Origin of the sequence: Streptomyces sp. NPDC088387 (assembly GCF_044753385.1) — a bacterium.
Classification (GTDB): Bacteria; Actinomycetota; Actinomycetes; order Streptomycetales; family Streptomycetaceae; genus Streptomyces.
In genome coordinates this window covers 652,476-666,651 of sequence record NZ_JBIVNC010000003.1, presented here as the reverse complement: position 1 = coordinate 666,651, position 14,176 = coordinate 652,476, and the positions used below count along the sequence as shown (strand labels likewise).

General features: G+C 72.6%; 15 protein-coding genes. 7 read left to right on the top strand and 8 right to left on the bottom strand.

Features of this window, described 5'->3' with window-relative positions:
• Positions 1–68: 68 nt before the first annotated feature.
• The 5 genes from ACIQAC_RS11170 to rpmG form a co-directional block, all read right to left on the bottom strand.
• Positions 69–368 carry a DUF397 domain-containing protein gene (locus tag ACIQAC_RS11170; RefSeq protein WP_402189139.1) on the bottom strand — a complete coding sequence of 100 codons (300 nt, stop codon included), beginning with the start codon at positions 366–368 and terminating at the stop codon, positions 69–71.
• A gap of 853 nt (positions 369–1,221) precedes the next feature.
• A complete protein-coding gene (gene rpsR, locus ACIQAC_RS11165; RefSeq protein WP_402189137.1) occupies positions 1,222–1,464 on the bottom strand; it encodes a 30S ribosomal protein S18 in 243 nt (80 codons plus the stop codon).
• Between the two features lie 6 nt (positions 1,465–1,470).
• On the bottom strand, positions 1,471–3,132 hold the full coding sequence (locus tag ACIQAC_RS11160) for a GTP-binding protein (RefSeq protein WP_402189135.1): 1,662 nt from the start codon (positions 3,130–3,132) through the stop codon (positions 1,471–1,473).
• A gap of 4 nt (positions 3,133–3,136) precedes the next feature.
• Positions 3,137–3,394: a type B 50S ribosomal protein L31 gene (locus ACIQAC_RS11155; RefSeq protein WP_402189133.1), complete on the bottom strand. Its 258-nt coding sequence runs from the start codon at positions 3,392–3,394 to the stop codon at positions 3,137–3,139.
• Between the two features lie 9 nt (positions 3,395–3,403).
• Entirely contained in the window at positions 3,404–3,568 is a 165-nt protein-coding gene (rpmG, locus tag ACIQAC_RS11150; RefSeq protein ID WP_130438460.1) for a 50S ribosomal protein L33, read from the bottom strand.
• A 65-nt stretch (positions 3,569–3,633) separates the two neighbouring features.
• Between rpmG and rpmB the strand changes: the two genes are divergently transcribed.
• From rpmB to ACIQAC_RS11135, 3 genes are all read left to right on the top strand, one after another.
• On the top strand, positions 3,634–3,870 hold the full coding sequence (gene rpmB / locus ACIQAC_RS11145) for a 50S ribosomal protein L28 (protein WP_402189131.1): 237 nt from the start codon (positions 3,634–3,636) through the stop codon (positions 3,868–3,870).
• An 18-nt stretch (positions 3,871–3,888) separates the two neighbouring features.
• Positions 3,889–4,194: a 30S ribosomal protein S14 gene (rpsN, locus tag ACIQAC_RS11140; RefSeq protein ID WP_402189130.1), complete on the top strand. Its 306-nt coding sequence runs from the start codon at positions 3,889–3,891 to the stop codon at positions 4,192–4,194.
• Positions 4,195–4,372: 178 nt separating this feature from the next.
• Complete coding sequence (locus ACIQAC_RS11135; RefSeq protein WP_402189128.1) at positions 4,373–4,921, top strand: hypothetical protein; 549 nt, start codon at positions 4,373–4,375, stop codon at positions 4,919–4,921.
• Positions 4,922–4,954: 33 nt separating this feature from the next.
• Here the strand turns inward: ACIQAC_RS11135 and ACIQAC_RS11130 are convergent, their stop codons facing one another.
• Complete coding sequence (locus ACIQAC_RS11130; protein WP_402189126.1) at positions 4,955–7,162, bottom strand: FUSC family protein; 2,208 nt, start codon at positions 7,160–7,162, stop codon at positions 4,955–4,957.
• Between the two features lie 59 nt (positions 7,163–7,221).
• On the opposite strand from ACIQAC_RS11130, the gene ACIQAC_RS11125 reads away from it, so the two are divergent.
• Positions 7,222–7,755: a DUF4232 domain-containing protein gene (locus ACIQAC_RS11125; protein WP_402189124.1), complete on the top strand. Its 534-nt coding sequence runs from the start codon at positions 7,222–7,224 to the stop codon at positions 7,753–7,755.
• Between the two features lie 298 nt (positions 7,756–8,053).
• Here the strand turns inward: ACIQAC_RS11125 and ACIQAC_RS11120 are convergent, their stop codons facing one another.
• On the bottom strand, positions 8,054–9,196 hold the full coding sequence (locus ACIQAC_RS11120; RefSeq protein WP_402189122.1) for a DUF2786 domain-containing protein: 1,143 nt from the start codon (positions 9,194–9,196) through the stop codon (positions 8,054–8,056).
• Between the two features lie 144 nt (positions 9,197–9,340).
• Here ACIQAC_RS11120 and ACIQAC_RS11115 point away from each other — a divergent pair, with 144 nt between their 5' ends.
• From ACIQAC_RS11115 to ACIQAC_RS11105, 3 genes are all read left to right on the top strand, one after another.
• Positions 9,341–9,970: a LysE family translocator gene (locus ACIQAC_RS11115; RefSeq protein WP_402189120.1), complete on the top strand. Its 630-nt coding sequence runs from the start codon at positions 9,341–9,343 to the stop codon at positions 9,968–9,970.
• Positions 9,971–10,069: 99 nt separating this feature from the next.
• Positions 10,070–10,876 carry a Clp protease N-terminal domain-containing protein gene (locus ACIQAC_RS11110; protein WP_402189118.1) on the top strand — a complete coding sequence of 269 codons (807 nt, stop codon included), beginning with the start codon at positions 10,070–10,072 and terminating at the stop codon, positions 10,874–10,876.
• 42 nt (positions 10,877–10,918) lie between these two features.
• Entirely contained in the window at positions 10,919–12,619 is a 1,701-nt protein-coding gene (locus ACIQAC_RS11105) for a bifunctional 3'-5' exonuclease/DNA polymerase (RefSeq protein ID WP_402189117.1), read from the top strand.
• A 74-nt stretch (positions 12,620–12,693) separates the two neighbouring features.
• Here the strand turns inward: ACIQAC_RS11105 and ACIQAC_RS11100 are convergent, their stop codons facing one another.
• Positions 12,694–14,136 (bottom strand): MFS transporter, encoded by a 1,443-nt coding sequence (locus tag ACIQAC_RS11100; RefSeq protein ID WP_402189115.1) that lies wholly within the window; start codon positions 14,134–14,136, stop codon positions 12,694–12,696.
• Between the last annotated feature and the right edge of the window lie 40 nt (positions 14,137–14,176).

Below are 14,176 nucleotides of genomic sequence, written 5' to 3'. Positions count from 1 at the left end.
CGCGTCACGTCGTGGCGCGTCATGAGGCCCGCGGCCCGTCCGGCTCCCGTGCCCGGCAGGACCGCGGGTCAGCCGGCGACGAGGTGGTCGAACTCCCCGTCCTTGATGCCCAGCAGCATGGCCTCGATCTCCGCGCGGGTGTAAACGAGCGCGGGGCCGTCCGGGAAGTTCGAGTTGCGGACCGCAACCCGGCCGCCGGGCAACTGGGCGAACTCCACGCAGGATCCCTGCGAGTTGCTGTGCCTGCTCTTCTGCCAGGCGACGCCGCTGAGCTTCGTCGCGGCCATGCCGTTGTAGACGCCGGGGGCGGGAACTGCGCCGCGCCCGGCACCGTCGTACACATCACCGTCGTACACGTCGTGGTCCACAGGTCGCTCCCCGGTGGTGCACTGGCTGGTGTGGCCATTGATGCATCGGTCAACTGTGCCGGATCATAGCCCTGTTCATGTGCAGTTGCATGTGAAGATGCACGTGCACGCGGGGTGTTCCTGCGGTTACAGCTTTGACGACCGCTTTACCGGTGCCGTTCCAGCGTCTGCCCCAGGGATCGCACGCCATGCGACCGTCGGCCCCCGTCCATGATCTTCCGTGCTCTTCCGCGCTGTTCCGTGCCGTTGTCCGCGCCGGATCGTCCGGATCGAATCCTTCGTGTACTAGGAAAGGACGCGTTCAGCGGCCTTCCTGTTCCAGGGTCCGGCTAATGGTCCACTCCGAAGGGTTGGCCGGATGTGTGTCCGCCCAGCGGACCCGAGGCATCCGTTCCGTGTCGTGGGCCGGCACAGTCGCCTCCGCGACACCCGGGAAACGGGTGTGGGGCGCGGCATCGAGGTCGTCCGGCGGCGGTGCCCGATACGCAGGTGGAAATTCTCCGAACCCACCGTCTGCCATTGCACAAGCGCTTGCGGGTCGGTCGAAGGGGGCGCCGCGGACGACCGAGAGGTTGTCGTCGGCATGGGCCGGATGTGCCGGGCGTGTGTCGGCTCATCGTCGGGCACGTGCCCGCGCGGAGCGCCGAGGGTGGTCAGCCGTCCGCGCCAGACCCGCTCGTACGGATGGGCTTGTCCTGTACGTCGCCCTGCGGGGCTGTGTCGAGGCGGTGCGTACGCTCCCTGCCGGACCGCTCCCCGGACACATAACGCCCTATAAGAGATTCCCCGCGTTTCAAACGTGGGGAATCTCCTACCTGTTGGCGAGGGACGCCCTGGCGGGGCGAAGGGCGCCCTACCGGGGCGTGGTCGAGTACGGCAGCAATGCCATCTCGCGGGCGTTCTTGATCGCGCGGGCCAGCTGCCGCTGCTGCTGGGCGGTCACCCGTGTCACACGGCGACTGCGGATCTTGCCGCGGTCGGAGATGAACTTCCGCAGCAGATCGGTGTCCTTGTAGTCGACGTAGGTGATCCCCGCCTGGTCCAGCGGGTTGGGACGGCTCTTCGCGGGCCTGCGGTCGACGGGCTTGCGGGGCATGGGGTTTCAGACCTCCAGGAAGGTGTCGAAGACGGGCGGCATCCGCTTCCAGGCATCGCGCCCGGCGGCGTACTCGGCATCGGTCAACAGGCAGGACTCCAGCAGCAGTTCGAGCCCGTCGCGGTCGAGGCCGGGGGATGTGAAGACCAGGTGCTGGCAGCAGTCGCCGTGCTCCGGGTCCCAGTCCAGCGCGGCGGCGGCCCTGCGCACCGGCGGCATCAACTCCCAGGCCGCGTCCGGCAACGAGGCCAGCCACGGGCCGGCCGCCTCGACGCAGAGCGCGCCGCCGGCCGCGTCCCAGTGCAGCAGCGTGTCCGGCTTGTCGGCGAGCCAGAACCGGCCCCTGCTGCGCGCTGCCGCGCAGGTCAGGTCCTCCAGCGCCTCAAAGAGCCGCTCGGGGTGGAACGGCCGGCACCGGTGCCAGACGAGCGTCGACACACCGTGCGCGTCCGCCTCGGCGGGCAACAGCGCACACGCCGGATGCTGAGCCGCGGCCGCGGCCTCGACATCGAACCCGGTGAGGGCCGCTCTGGCCAGCGCGGACCCCCTGGCCGGGGCGGAGCGAGCCGCGGCGGGCCCGGCATGAGTCCCGGCAGGGCCGGAACGTTCGCCCTGGGCCGTGCCGGGGTCGGACGACCCGGCGTCGGCGCGGGCCGGGTCGGACAGACCGCCACGGGGCGCGGCCGAGTCGGACAGACCACCACTGGGTCCGACCGGATCGGACAGACCACCGTCGGCCCACGCCGCGTCGGACCACGCCTCGTCGGACGACCCGCTACGGGGCCCGCCGCCCGGCTCCGACGGACCGCCGTCGGACCACGCCGCGTCGGACGGAGCGCCCTGGTTCCCGGCCGGACCGGACAGGCCACCGTGGGACCCGGACCGGTCGGGCGAACCGCCGTGGGGCCCCAACGGGTCGGGCGGACCGCCGTGGGACCCGGACCGGTCGGGCGAACCGCCGTGGGGCCCCAACGGGTCGGGCGGACCGTCGTAGGACCCGGACCGGTCGGGCGAACCACCGTGGGGCCCGAACGGGTCGGGCGGACCGTCGTAGGACCCGGGCCGGTCGGGCGGGCTGCCGATCGGGATCCGGTGGGCCGTTGGGTGTAGTTGGTTGAGGAGTTCGTGGTCCTCCTCGTCGGCCTCGGGTGAATCGGCGATCGCGAGGACGGGGGCGTACTCAAGCTGGCGCGCGAACGTGTCCGCGACCGTGCGCTGGTCGGTGGCGGCCGCCGCGAGGCCGCGTACGGACAGGTCCTCGCCGTCGCCGAGACAGGGCAGCAGCAGCGCCGGGTCCACGGCGGTGATCACACCGGTGACCGTGAGCCCGCCGGCCGTGACCACCTCGGCCATCGCCTTGGGCTCGACGGAGTCCCACAGCTCGACGACCGCGAGCCGGGTCAGGCCGGCGTCCGCGAGCCGCCGCAGCTCGGGCACCAGGTCCTCGCGCAGCGCGCAACACGCGCAGTCGTTGACGAGCGGCGTCTCCCCCTCGGACAGCACACCGGTCGCGTCCGAGACCGTCCGTACGACGGTGCCGGCGGCGGCCGTCGACAGGTCGTGGTGGAGTACGACGCTGCCGGGCACGTCGGCGAGCAGCCGGGCCACCGCGGCCCTGCGGGCCTCGGCGTGCAGCCCGCCGACGATCACGACGGAGAGTTCGGGCACCGCGCTAGCCCTGCTTTCCGTACCGGCGCTCGAAGCGCTCGACGCGTCCCGCGGTGTCCAGGACGCGGGCGGTGCCGGTGTAGAAGGGATGGCTCACGTTGGAGATCTCGACGTCCACGACCGGGTAGGTCTCGCCGTCCTCCCAGACGACGGTCCTGCCCGTCGGCCGCGCGGCGAGCGTCGAACGGGTGAGGAAGGCGTGGTTCGCGGCCCGGTCACGGAAGACGACGGGCCCGTACTGCGGATGGATTTCGTTGCGCATGGCGGGGGTTCAGCGCTCCTCTCGGAAGTCGACGTGCCGGCCGACGACCGGGTCGTACTTGCGCAGGGTCATACGGTCCGGGTCGTTGCGCCGGTTCTTGCGGGTGACGTACGTGAAGCCGGTGCCGGCCGTGGAACGGAGCTTCACCACCGGACGGAGTTCGTTGCGTGCCATGCTGCTATCTTACTGAAAACGACTCCCATTTCCATATCCTGATCCAGAGAGGTACGTCACCACCGATGTCCGCGCACTGCATGCTGACCGGGGCCCAGCCGGGCTTCGGCAACCGCATCTCCCACTCCCATCGCCGCACTTCGCGCCGGTTCGACCCCAACATCCAGTCCAAGCGGTACTGGCTGCCGAGCGAGGGCCGGCACGTACGGCTGCGGCTGAGCGCCCGGGGGATCAAGACCGTCGACACGATCGGTGTCGAGGCGGCCGTCGCCCGCATCCGCGCGCGCGGCGTGAAGGTCTGAGGGGAGAGGACGACCGACATGGCGAAGAAAAGCAAGATCGCGAAGAACGACCAGCGGCAGGAGATCGTGGCGCGGTACGCCGCGCGGCGGGCCGAGCTGAAGGAGATCCTCCGCAGCCCGTCGTCCACGGAGGCGGAACGGCTCGCCGCCCAGCGGGAGTTGCGCAGGCAGCCGCGCGACGCGAGCGCCACGCGCGTACGCAACCGGGACTCGGTGGACGGGCGCCCGCGCGGGTACTTCCGTACGTTCGGACTGTCACGCGTCAACCTGCGGGGGCAGGCACACTCGGGGTTCCTGCCCGGGGTGCGGAAGTCTTCCTGGTAGGCGTTCCGGCATCGCCCTGGTTGGCGCCTGGCAGGTCATGGCCCGGTGCACAGCGGCCGGCCCGGTGCGTGGCCCGCCGGCCCGGTGCGTGGCTCGCTGGCCCGGTTCGGTGCGATTACGGCCTGGTAGCTTGCTGCTGGTCGTATTGTCCAACCGGTTCACCCCCTGGGGGCTTGCAGTGACTTCGGCGACGTACGCGCGCGATGCGGCGCGCAGGCGGCGGTGCGCGGCCGTGGCCGTGGGGTTGGTGGCCGCGCTCGCGCTCACGGCGTGCACCAGCGACGACTCCGGTGGCTCTGGTGACTCCGCCGACACCGCCGACTCCACGTCCTCCGCCACGCCGACCGCGTCCGGGTCCGGATCCGCGTCCGCGGGCACCGGCGACGCGCCCTCGGTCGCCGGTGAACTGGAGGGCAGCTGGGCCGGCACCACGCAGAAGGGCAAGGTGGTGGCCCTGGTCATCACCGGCGCCCAGGCCGCGCTGTTCTCGACCGACGGCTCCGTGTGCAGCGGCACCGCCGGCGAGTCCGACGGCGACCGCGTGATCAGCCTGAAGTGCACCGACGACAGCGACGGAACCAGCGACCGGGCCTCCGGGACGGTCGACTCCGTGGACACCACCACGCTCAAGGTGACCTGGAAGGGCGCGTTCGGCGAGGAGACGTACACCAAGGCCGAGGGCGGAAAGCTGCCCTCGGGGCTGCCGACGGCGGGCCTGGGACAGTGACGCCGACACCGGCGTAGCAGCACCGAATGACGCTCAACGGGTCGTGGAACTCTCCGGGTTCCGCGGCCCGTCCGGCTTCTCCGGGACGGTGGGGTCGAGGGCCTCGGAGAGTTCGGTGAGTGAGCGGAGCAGCAACCGCGCGGTGGTACGTACGACCGACTTCCCCATGTGACCGGTGGCGTCACCGTCGGACCAGGCGTCGCCTTCGGACCAGTCGGGGCTTTCGAGCACATCGCGGACCGCGTCCCAGGTGGGGACCTTTCCTTCGCGTACCGCGCGGGCACCCTTCTCCGTGGCGGTGCGCAGCGTGTCGGCGAGGACGGCGGCGGCCGGGACCGGCGTGGCGTCCCGTTCCGGGAGGTGCGCCTCCATGAGCAGGGCGGCGCGGCCCAGGTGGGTGAGGGCATCCTCGGCGTCGTCGGCCGCCACGCGGGGCAGGCCGCGCTGCCGGACCGGTTCGCCCTCCGCGCGGGCGACGGCCGCGTGCCAGGCGGCGCGGGCGCTCCGCGCGGCGAGCAACGCCTCACGGACGTCGGGGGCGGTGGCGCCGACGGGTTCGGCGTAGTGCCGGACGACCGCGGCCGCGTAACGGCCCTGGGCGGCCAGCCAGTCGGCGAGCCGGCTGCGCAGCCGCGGGGTCTCCCAGGCCGGATAGACCGCATAGGCGAGCATCGCCAGCAGCCCGCCCAGGAGTGTGAGGACAACACGTTCGGGGACGGTCTGTGTCCACTCCTCGCCACCCATGCCGAGCAGGAACACGACGTACGCGGCGATACAGCCCTGGGCCGCGAACTGGCCGGTGCGCATAAGGAGATACATCAGGGCGGCGCTGGCCACCGCGAGCCCGCCCGCGAGCAGCGTCCCGGAACCGGCCGCCTGGAGAACCCCGGTGGCGACCGCCACCCCGACGAGCGTGCCGGCGAAACGTGCCACCGCGCGGCTGTACGTCTCCGAGAAGTCCGGCCGCATGATCATGACCGATGCCAGGGGGACCCAGTAGCCGTGGCCGAGCGGCAGGGCGGTGCCCAGCAGATAGCCGACGGCGGCGACCGCTGAGACCCGGACGGCATGGCGCCTGACCGGTGAGCCCGCCTTGTGGGCCTCCTCGCGGACGGACCTGAGGGTGAGGGGGACCAGGGCGAGGAGGGTGGGGCGGTGAAGGTGGGAGGGGGATTGCGCGGGGTGTGGAAGTGGCGAGGGCGGGGGCGGGGGCGGGTGATCGTTTCCCCGCTCGCCCCAGCGTGGCCGGCCGCCCGCCTCCGAGTCGGCGACCTCCGCCACGTCGCGGAGGAGGCGGGCCAGACGGGCTGCCGCGCGGTAGGGGGCTCCGTCGAGGAGGGAGCCCGTGTCGGGGGTGCGGAGGGCGGCCACGGCGGCCGGCGGCAGGACGGTGGGTTCGCCGCGCCGGATGGCCCGGGCGGTGGCGTCGAGGACGGTCGCGGCGGCAGCGAGGAGTTCACGGACGCGGTCCCGTTCGCGCCCCTCCGCGGGTACGCCCATCGCCGGGTCGGCGAGCGCGGCGAGGACCGGGCGGATGCGCTCGGCGAGGCCACGGGCGCCGTGCAGTGCGGCCGGGCGGCGGCGGGCCTGGCGCGGGGTGACGGCGGCCGCCCTGCGGGCCTCCATCAGAGGCAGCGCGTCGAAGGGGGCCGACGGGTCCTGCCGGAGCCGGCGCGCGTAGTCGGCCTCGGCGGCCAACGCGTCGGCCAGCGCGTCGCGCTGCGCCCCCCAGCGTCGTACCGGAAGAAGCACGATCAGGGCCGCCTGGACCAGGCCGCCGCCGATCATCGTGCCCGCGTGCACGGCGGCCTGGGCGACGGAGGTCGGCAGGGTGACCGTGACGACCATCATCGCCACGTTGGAGGAGGCGATCAGGCCGGTGGTCGGGCCGGCGGCCCAGCTGAGCCCCGAAACGAAGGTCCAGAGCACCAGCAGGGCCAGGAACAGGGCGAGATGGGAGATGGTGAGATAGCCGAGGAACGTGGAGACGGCGAGGGTCGTACCCGAGGCCAGGGCCAGTTCGGGACGCGGGCGCCAGCTGCGCTGGAAGGTGGCGATGGCCGCCTGGAACGCCCCGAACGCCGAACTCGCCGCCGCCTCCGGACCCAGCGTCCACAGACACACCGCGATGGTGATCGCGAGCCCGGCGGCGCCCCGCGCGGCGAGCAGCGGCTCCAGCCGTTTGCGCTCCACCGCGAGCCCCGAACGCCCGGTCTCCCTCAGCGCCCGGAACCAGCTCATCCGGCCAGCGTAAGCTCCTCGCACATCGTCGTCATCGGCCACCCGTGGGGATCCCGTACATGCGCGCGTATCCGCTTCCGCTCACCGTCGTCGCCCTGGTGGGCACTCTGCTGCTGGGCGCCTGTGACAGTGAGGGCGAGACGGACGGAGCCGGCGCCGGCTCCGCCGCTCCCGGCGGCGCGTGCGGAATCGGTGACGTGAAGATCGAGGCCGGGCCCGCCGCCGAGGCCCCCGCCGCCGGGGACACCGGCAACCTGCCCGTCACACTCACCAACCAGGGCGCGGAATGCGTCCTGGACGGCTTTCCGGGCCTGCGCCTGGAGAGCGGGCAGGACGCCGTCGACGTGCCCGCCGACAAGGCCGCCACGGCCCAGAAGCTGACCCTCGCCAAGGACACCGCCGCGACCTTCACGATCACGTACGTGCGCGGTGAGAAGGGCGGCCCCGGCACCGTCGACGCGACGAACGTGCGGCTCAGCCTGCCGGGCGGAGACGAGTCGACGGACCTGCCCTGGTCGTACGGGCCGGTCGCGGCGGCGGACGGCGGCGCGCCGGACGCGTCGGTGAGCGCGTTCCAGCAGGCGGGCGACTGACCGGGGCGGGGCGTTGGCCTGAGGTGGCCTGAGGTGGCCTGGGGTGACCTGGGGTGACCTGGGGTGGTCCGACGGGCCCGGGTGGGAGCGGTTGGCCTCAAGGCGGCCCGCGATGAGCCGGGTTGGCCTCAAGCGGCCCGCGATGGCCCGGGTGGGCCGGGTGGGCCGGGTGGCCCGGGTGGCCCGGGTTGGTCGGGTCGGTCGGGTCGGTCGGGTCGGGCTCAAGCGGCCAGGATCTGGCTCGGGACGGCCCTGAACGACCCTGAACGATCCTGGATGACCCTGGATGACCCTGAGGTCAGTTCGGGCGGATGCGATGGCGGGATGCGACCTCCGCGCGGTCGGCCGCCCGGGAGCCCTGGGTCCAGCCGGCCTCGTCGGTCACACCGCGCAGCCGGGTCGTGGTCGTCGCCGGGAACATCCGGTCCGTCGTGTCCGTGACCGCCACCTCGCGCGTGGCCAGGACGGGCAGCAGATCCTCGGACACCTGGGTCTCGGCCGCGGCGGCGAGTCGGGCGCCGATGCGATGGGCGTAGGCGGCGAGGAAGGACTGCCGGAAGGTCTTGGTCCGCCTGCGTCCGCCCTTGCGCTGATCGGCCTCCGCCTTGGTCATGGCGCTCGTCGCCTGGACGAGGAGCGACGTGTAGAGCATCTCGACGACCGCGAGATCGGGCTCGAAACCCACGACCGTGGTGAACGCGAAGGGTTCGTTCCACACCGCGCGGCAGTGATTCGCCGTGGAGACCACGTCCAGGAGCACCGCCTTGGCCTGCTCGTACGGTGGCTCCACCCCGATCCGCCACGCGGTGGGCGTGTCGGGAGCCGGCGCCCGCGCGGCGAGCAACGCCTCGTCGACGCTGTACCGGGCCATCAGCTCCTGCGCCTTCGCGCTGAGCGCCTCGGCCTCGTCCGGAAACCCGGTCGCCTCCGCCTTGGCGAGCAGCGCGCGGATCCGCGCGAGCATGCGGGACTCGGTCTTCGAGGCGCTCCTGGAACCGGCCTTCGGCTCGTCGACCGACTCCAGGGTGGGCAGGCGCAGCAGCAGACGGTAGAGCTCCAGGACGGCCGTCGCGTGCGAGAAGCGGTCCGCGCGGGGCGGGGTTTCGGCGGTTTCGGCGGGCAGCTCGGCGAGCTGGGCGGCCCAGCGGGGTCCGCGCGGACGGTCGTCCGGCACCTGCGCGCGGATGACGGCCGCGACGAGACGGGTGTGTACGTCGTCCAGGTCGCGGCGCACCAGGCGTACGACGTCGGCGGGCTGCCAGCCGCGCCGCCAGGCCGCTGCCACGAAGTCCCGGCCCCGCCGGTCCAGTTCGGCGTCCGCGGTGGGGTCGGCCGCGAGGAGGGAGGCGGCGGTGTCGAGGGCGACGTCGTCCGCGCCGGTGTCCGCGGTCACGTACAGGGCGGTCTCGAAGGCACGGTCGACGGTGGTGGGCGTACTCACGGGTCGATCGTGTCATGGGCCGTGTCATGGGCACCGGGGTCCGCCTGCGAGGAAGCGGGCGGCATCCTCGTAGGCCACCGCGCGGGTGTCTCGGTCCGTGAAACTCGGTCGAAGCCGCCTGGTGCCGCTTGCAGCATGGCCCCCATGGTGGACATTCATCTCTATGCGGCGTTCCTGATCGCCGCCTTCGCGCTCTGCGTCACTCCCGGCCCCGACATGATGTTCATCGTGGCCATGGGCGGCCGCGGCGGACCCGTGGCGGGGGTGCTGGCCGCGTGCGGGGTCGCCTCCGCGATGCTCGTGCACGCGGTCGCGGCGGCGCTCGGGCTGTCGGCGCTGTTCTCGACGCTGCCGACGCTCTACCAGGTACTGCGCTGGGCGGGCGTGGCCTATCTGCTGTACCTGGCGGTGAAGGCGTTCCGGGAGCGTGCCGTGCCGGCCGAGGAGACGGCGGCCGGCGGGGCGGGGAAGCGGCAGGCGTTCTGGCAGGGCGCGATCACGAACCTGCTGAACCCCAAGGTGATCCTGTTCTTCGTCGCCTTTCTGCCGCAGTTCGTGGCTCCGGAACTGGGGCGGGTGCCGGGGCAGTTCCTGCTACTGGGCGTGACGCTCGTGGTGATGGGGCTCCTGGTGGACGGTTTCATCGGCCTCGCGTCCGGGCGTCTGGCGGCCTTCCTGCGACGCAGTGAGCGGGTGAACCGATGGCTGAACATCGTCTCCGGGACGGTGTTCGCGGGACTGGCGCTGCGGCTGGCGGCGTCGTCGCCGAAGTAGCCGAGGGAGCCAAGGGAGCCGAAGCGGGGGCCGCCGTAGACCGGCGAGAGATGTCAACCATCGGTTGACACCACCAGGGGGGCAACCTACGGTTGACACATGTCGACGAACCCCATCGCATCGTCCGTACGTCTCGACGACCTCATCGTGGCCATCAAGAAAGTCCACCCCGAACCCCTCGACCAACTCCAGGACGCCGTCATCGCCGGGGAACACCTGGGCGACGTGGCCGACCACCTGATCGGGCACTTCGTGGACCAGGCCCGGCGTTCCGGCGCCTCCTGGAGCGACATCGGCAAGAGCATGGGCGTCACACGGCAGGCCGCGCAGAAGCGGTTCGTGCCGAAGGAGTCCGTGGATCTCGACGTGAGCCAGGGCTTCAGCCGCTACACGCCCCGCGCGCGGAACACCGTGGTGGCGGCGCACAACGAGGCGCTGGCCGCGCGGAACACCGAGGGCCGTCCCGAGCACCTGGTCCTCGGCCTGCTCGCCGAGCCGGAGGGCCTCGCGGCGAGGGCGATCCTCGCGCAGGACGTCCTCCTCGACACCGTACGGCAGGCCGCGACGGCCACGCTGCCGCCGGCCGCCGAGGAGGTCCCGGAGCTGATCCCGTACGCCCCGGACGCCAAGAAGGTCCTCGAACTCACCTTCCGCGAGGCCCTGCGCCTCGGCCACAACTACATCGGCACCGAGCACATCCTCCTCGCCCTGCTGGAGTTCGAGAACGGCCGGGGAGTCCTGTCCGGCCTCGGCATCACCAAGGCGAGGTCGGAGGAGTACCTGGTCGGACTGCTGTCGCAGTTGCGGGAGGCCCCGGGGGACGGGGCCGAGCAGCAGGGCGGCCCCCGGCACGACGGTCCTGAGCAGGACGGTCCTGAGCAGGACGGTCCTCGGCAGTCCGGGTGACGGAAAAGGGGCGTTGTCAGACCCCGGTGTCACACTCGCAGCATGGTCGATCGGTGGGCGCTCGCTCCGGTCGAGGGAGGCGGCGTGGAGGTCGCACCCCTCGGCCCGGACGGGCTGCCCGCCGGGCCGCCGCAGCGGGAGGCGGACCTGGCGGAGGCCGTGCGGGGACGGCCCGAGGTGGTGCGGTGGGTGTGGCGGTCCACCGCGGAGGTCTATCCGCGCCTGCTCGCCACGGGGGTGCGAGTAGAGCGGTGCTACGACATCGAGGACGCCGAGACCCTCCTCCTCGGCCACGAGGGCCGGCACGGAGAGCCCCACTCCGCGGCCGCCGCCCTGGCCCGGCTGCGCGGCGGCCCGGTACCGCCGGACCCACCGCAGCGCGCGGCCGAACCGGGCGCGCAGTCCCCGCTGTTCGAGCCCGAGTCCACCCGGCTGCCGCTCACCGACCTCCTCGCGGTCTACGCCGAGCAGCAGCGCCGGCACGCGCGTGCCGAGCAGCCCGACCGGATGCGCCTGCTGACGGCCGCCGAGTCGGCCGGGATGCTGGTGGCGGCGGAGATGAACGCCGCGGGGCTGCCGTGGCGGGCGGACGTCCACCGGAACGTACTGCACGAACTCCTCGGCGAGCGGTATGCCGGCGGCGGTGAGCCGCGCCGGCTCGCGGAGCTCGCGGACGAGATCTCCACCGCGTTCGGCCGCCGGGTCCGGCCCGACCTGCCCGCGGACGTCATCAAGGCCTTCTCGCACGCCGGGATCAAGATCAGCTCGACGCGCCGCTGGGAGATCGAGTCCATCGACCACCCGGCGGTGAAGCCGCTGGTCGAGTACAAGAAGCTGTACCGCATCTGGGTCGCGCACGGCTGGTCCTGGTTGCAGGACTGGGTGCGCGAGGGGCGGTTCCGGCCGGAGTTCCTCGCGGGCGGGACGGTCACCGGCCGCTGGGTCACCAACGGCGGGGGCGGGCTTCAGATCCCCAAGGTGATCCGGCGGGCCGTCGTCGCCGACCCGGGCTGGCGGCTGGTCGTGGCCGACGCCGACCAGATGGAGCCGCGGGTGCTGGCCGCGATCTCCCGCGACCCCGGGCTGATGGAGGTCGCGGGCCGCGCGACCGACCTCTACCAGTCGGTCTCCGACCGCGCCTTCTCCGGCGACCGCGACCAGGCCAAGGTCGCCGTGCTCGGCGCGATCTACGGCCAGACCTCCGGCGACGGCCTCAAGAACCTCGCCGCGCTCAGACGCCGCTTCCCCCGGGCGGTCGCCTACGTGGACGACGCGGCCCGCGAGGGGGAGGAGGGGCGGTTGGTGCGCACCTGGCTGGGGCGGACCTGTCCACCTGCGGCCGGCTCGTCGGCGGACGACGCGGGCGAGGAGGGCGGGATGCCGCAGGAGGAGGCGGGCGGTGGTGAGGGGACCGGCGCTCAGGACTGGGTGCCGGGTTACGCGTCGAGCAACTCGCGCGCCCGCGGCCGCTTCGCCCGCAACTTCGTGGTGCAGGGCAGCGCGGCCGACTGGACCCTGCTGCTGCTCGCCGCGCTGCGCCGCGCCTGCTCCGGGCTCGCCGCCGAACTGGTCTTCTTCCAGCACGACGAGGTGATCGTGCACTGCCCGGAGGAGGAGGCGCAGACGGTCGTAGCGGCGATCCGGGAGGCGTCGGAGCTGGCGGGACGACTGACGTTCGGGGAGACGCCGGTGCGGTTTCCGTTCACCACGGCGGTGGTGGAGTGCTACGGCGATGCGAAGTGAGGAGGCGGTATGTCGTGTCGGGGCTGTGCGGGTACGTCAGCGCTGCGCCCGCTCGTCATGACCGAGGCCGCATGTCACGACCGTCCCCCGCGCCCGGCTTCCCTCCGCCGTGACAGCAGGGACTCGACGAACACCAGGAGCCCCACGACGAGTACGGTCACGGCGATCACCCGCAGGGCGGCCTGTGTGCCGGAGACGAACGCGGTGATGACGTCGTGCGAGCGGGCCGCGGGCGTCGCGGCGAGCGCCTGGGCCACGGTGTGCGGATCATGGTCGGCGCGGATGTCCGCGGGAAGCGCGTCGACGAACCGCGCGGTGAGCACCGTACCCATGACGGCGACGCCGAGCGCGCTGCCGAACTCCCGTGTGGTGGCCTGGAGTCCGGCGCCGACTCCGGCCTGCGCCGGCGGCAGCGACCCGGCTATCGCGCCGGAGAGCGTCGGCAGCGCGAGGGTCACACCGACCCCGGTGACGAGAAGCCAGGCCGCGTATCCGACGTACGGCGTCTGCGCGTCGGTCGTGGACAGTCCGAGGAGTCCGCAGCCGACGAAGGCGAAGGCCAGCGCGATGGTGGCGTTGAGCCCGACGCGCCGCGCCAGATGCCCGACGTGCCGGGCGCCGAGGATGATCGGGACGGTCACCGGAATGATCCCGAGTCCGGTCCGGAGAACGCCGAATCCCTTGCCGTACTGGAGAAACGAGGCGTTGACGTAGAACAGCGCGAACATCCCGAAGAAGACGGCCGTCATACCGAGGGAGGCGCTGCGCAGCGCCGGGAGGCGGAAGAGACGGGGGTCGAGCAGCGGGTGTTCGACCTTCAGCTCGACAAGCGTCCACACCGTGAACAGCACGGCGGAGCAGGCGAATCCGCCGATGACGATCGCGCTTCCCCAGCCCCGCTCCGGACCTTCGACGATGCCGATCAGCAGGGCGAGCGAGGCCGCGACGAGCAACAGGGTGCCGAGCGGGTCGAGTCCGCGGTTGTGACGCGCGGACACGGGGGCGACGCGCGCGACCAGTACGGCCAGCAGCAGCGCGACCGGCACCGCGGCGGCGAACAGCACACGCCAGGATCCGCCCGCCAGCAGCGCACCGCCGCCGACGTTGCCGGCGACACCTCCGATGCCGGTCATCGACGCCCATATAGCGATGGTCGGACCCTTGCGTTCGGCGGGCACGGCGTGCAGCAGAACGGCCAGTGTGTTGGGCAGTACGGCGGCGGCGCCGACGCCGGTGATCGCCCGGCCGGCGAGCAGCAGCGCGAGGTTCGGGGCCGTGGCGGACAACAGGGCGCCCGTCGCGAACAGCCCCAGTCCGGCGAGCAGTACGCCCTTGTGCCCGAAGCGGTCGCCCGCGGCGCCGCCGGGAATGACGAGGCAGGCAAAGAAGATCACGTAGGTGTCGACGATCCAGACCATCACCGACGCGGACGGATGCCATTCGCTCGCCGCGAGCATCGGAATGGCGAGATTGACGGCGGCGACCATGCCGACGACGAGCACGACTCCGGCACACATGACCCAGAGCAGGCCGCGCAGCGCACGGGGAGGGAGGGAT

What these genes read in the sequence shown, in the direction of transcription:
- rpmG (WP_130438460.1), bottom strand. Translation starts at nt 3,568, where the DNA reads ATGGCACGCAACGAACTCCGTCCGGTGGTGAAGCTCCGTTCCACGGCC.
- rpsN (WP_402189130.1), top strand. Translation starts at nt 3,889, where the DNA reads ATGGCGAAGAAAAGCAAGATCGCGAAGAACGACCAGCGGCAGGAGATC.
- ACIQAC_RS11125 (WP_402189124.1), top strand. Translation starts at nt 7,222, where the DNA reads ATGCGCGCGTATCCGCTTCCGCTCACCGTCGTCGCCCTGGTGGGCACT.
- rpmB (WP_402189131.1), top strand. Translation starts at nt 3,634, where the DNA reads ATGTCCGCGCACTGCATGCTGACCGGGGCCCAGCCGGGCTTCGGCAAC.
- ACIQAC_RS11115 (WP_402189120.1), top strand. Translation starts at nt 9,341, where the DNA reads ATGGTGGACATTCATCTCTATGCGGCGTTCCTGATCGCCGCCTTCGCG.
- ACIQAC_RS11100 (WP_402189115.1), bottom strand. Translation starts at nt 14,136, where the DNA reads ATGTGTGCCGGAGTCGTGCTCGTCGTCGGCATGGTCGCCGCCGTCAAT.
- ACIQAC_RS11105 (WP_402189117.1), top strand. Translation starts at nt 10,919, where the DNA reads ATGGTCGATCGGTGGGCGCTCGCTCCGGTCGAGGGAGGCGGCGTGGAG.
- ACIQAC_RS11130 (WP_402189126.1), bottom strand. Translation starts at nt 7,162, where the DNA reads ATGAGCTGGTTCCGGGCGCTGAGGGAGACCGGGCGTTCGGGGCTCGCG.
- rpsR (WP_402189137.1), bottom strand. Translation starts at nt 1,464, where the DNA reads ATGCCCCGCAAGCCCGTCGACCGCAGGCCCGCGAAGAGCCGTCCCAAC.
- ACIQAC_RS11155 (WP_402189133.1), bottom strand. Translation starts at nt 3,394, where the DNA reads ATGCGCAACGAAATCCATCCGCAGTACGGGCCCGTCGTCTTCCGTGAC.
- ACIQAC_RS11110 (WP_402189118.1), top strand. Translation starts at nt 10,070, where the DNA reads ATGTCGACGAACCCCATCGCATCGTCCGTACGTCTCGACGACCTCATC.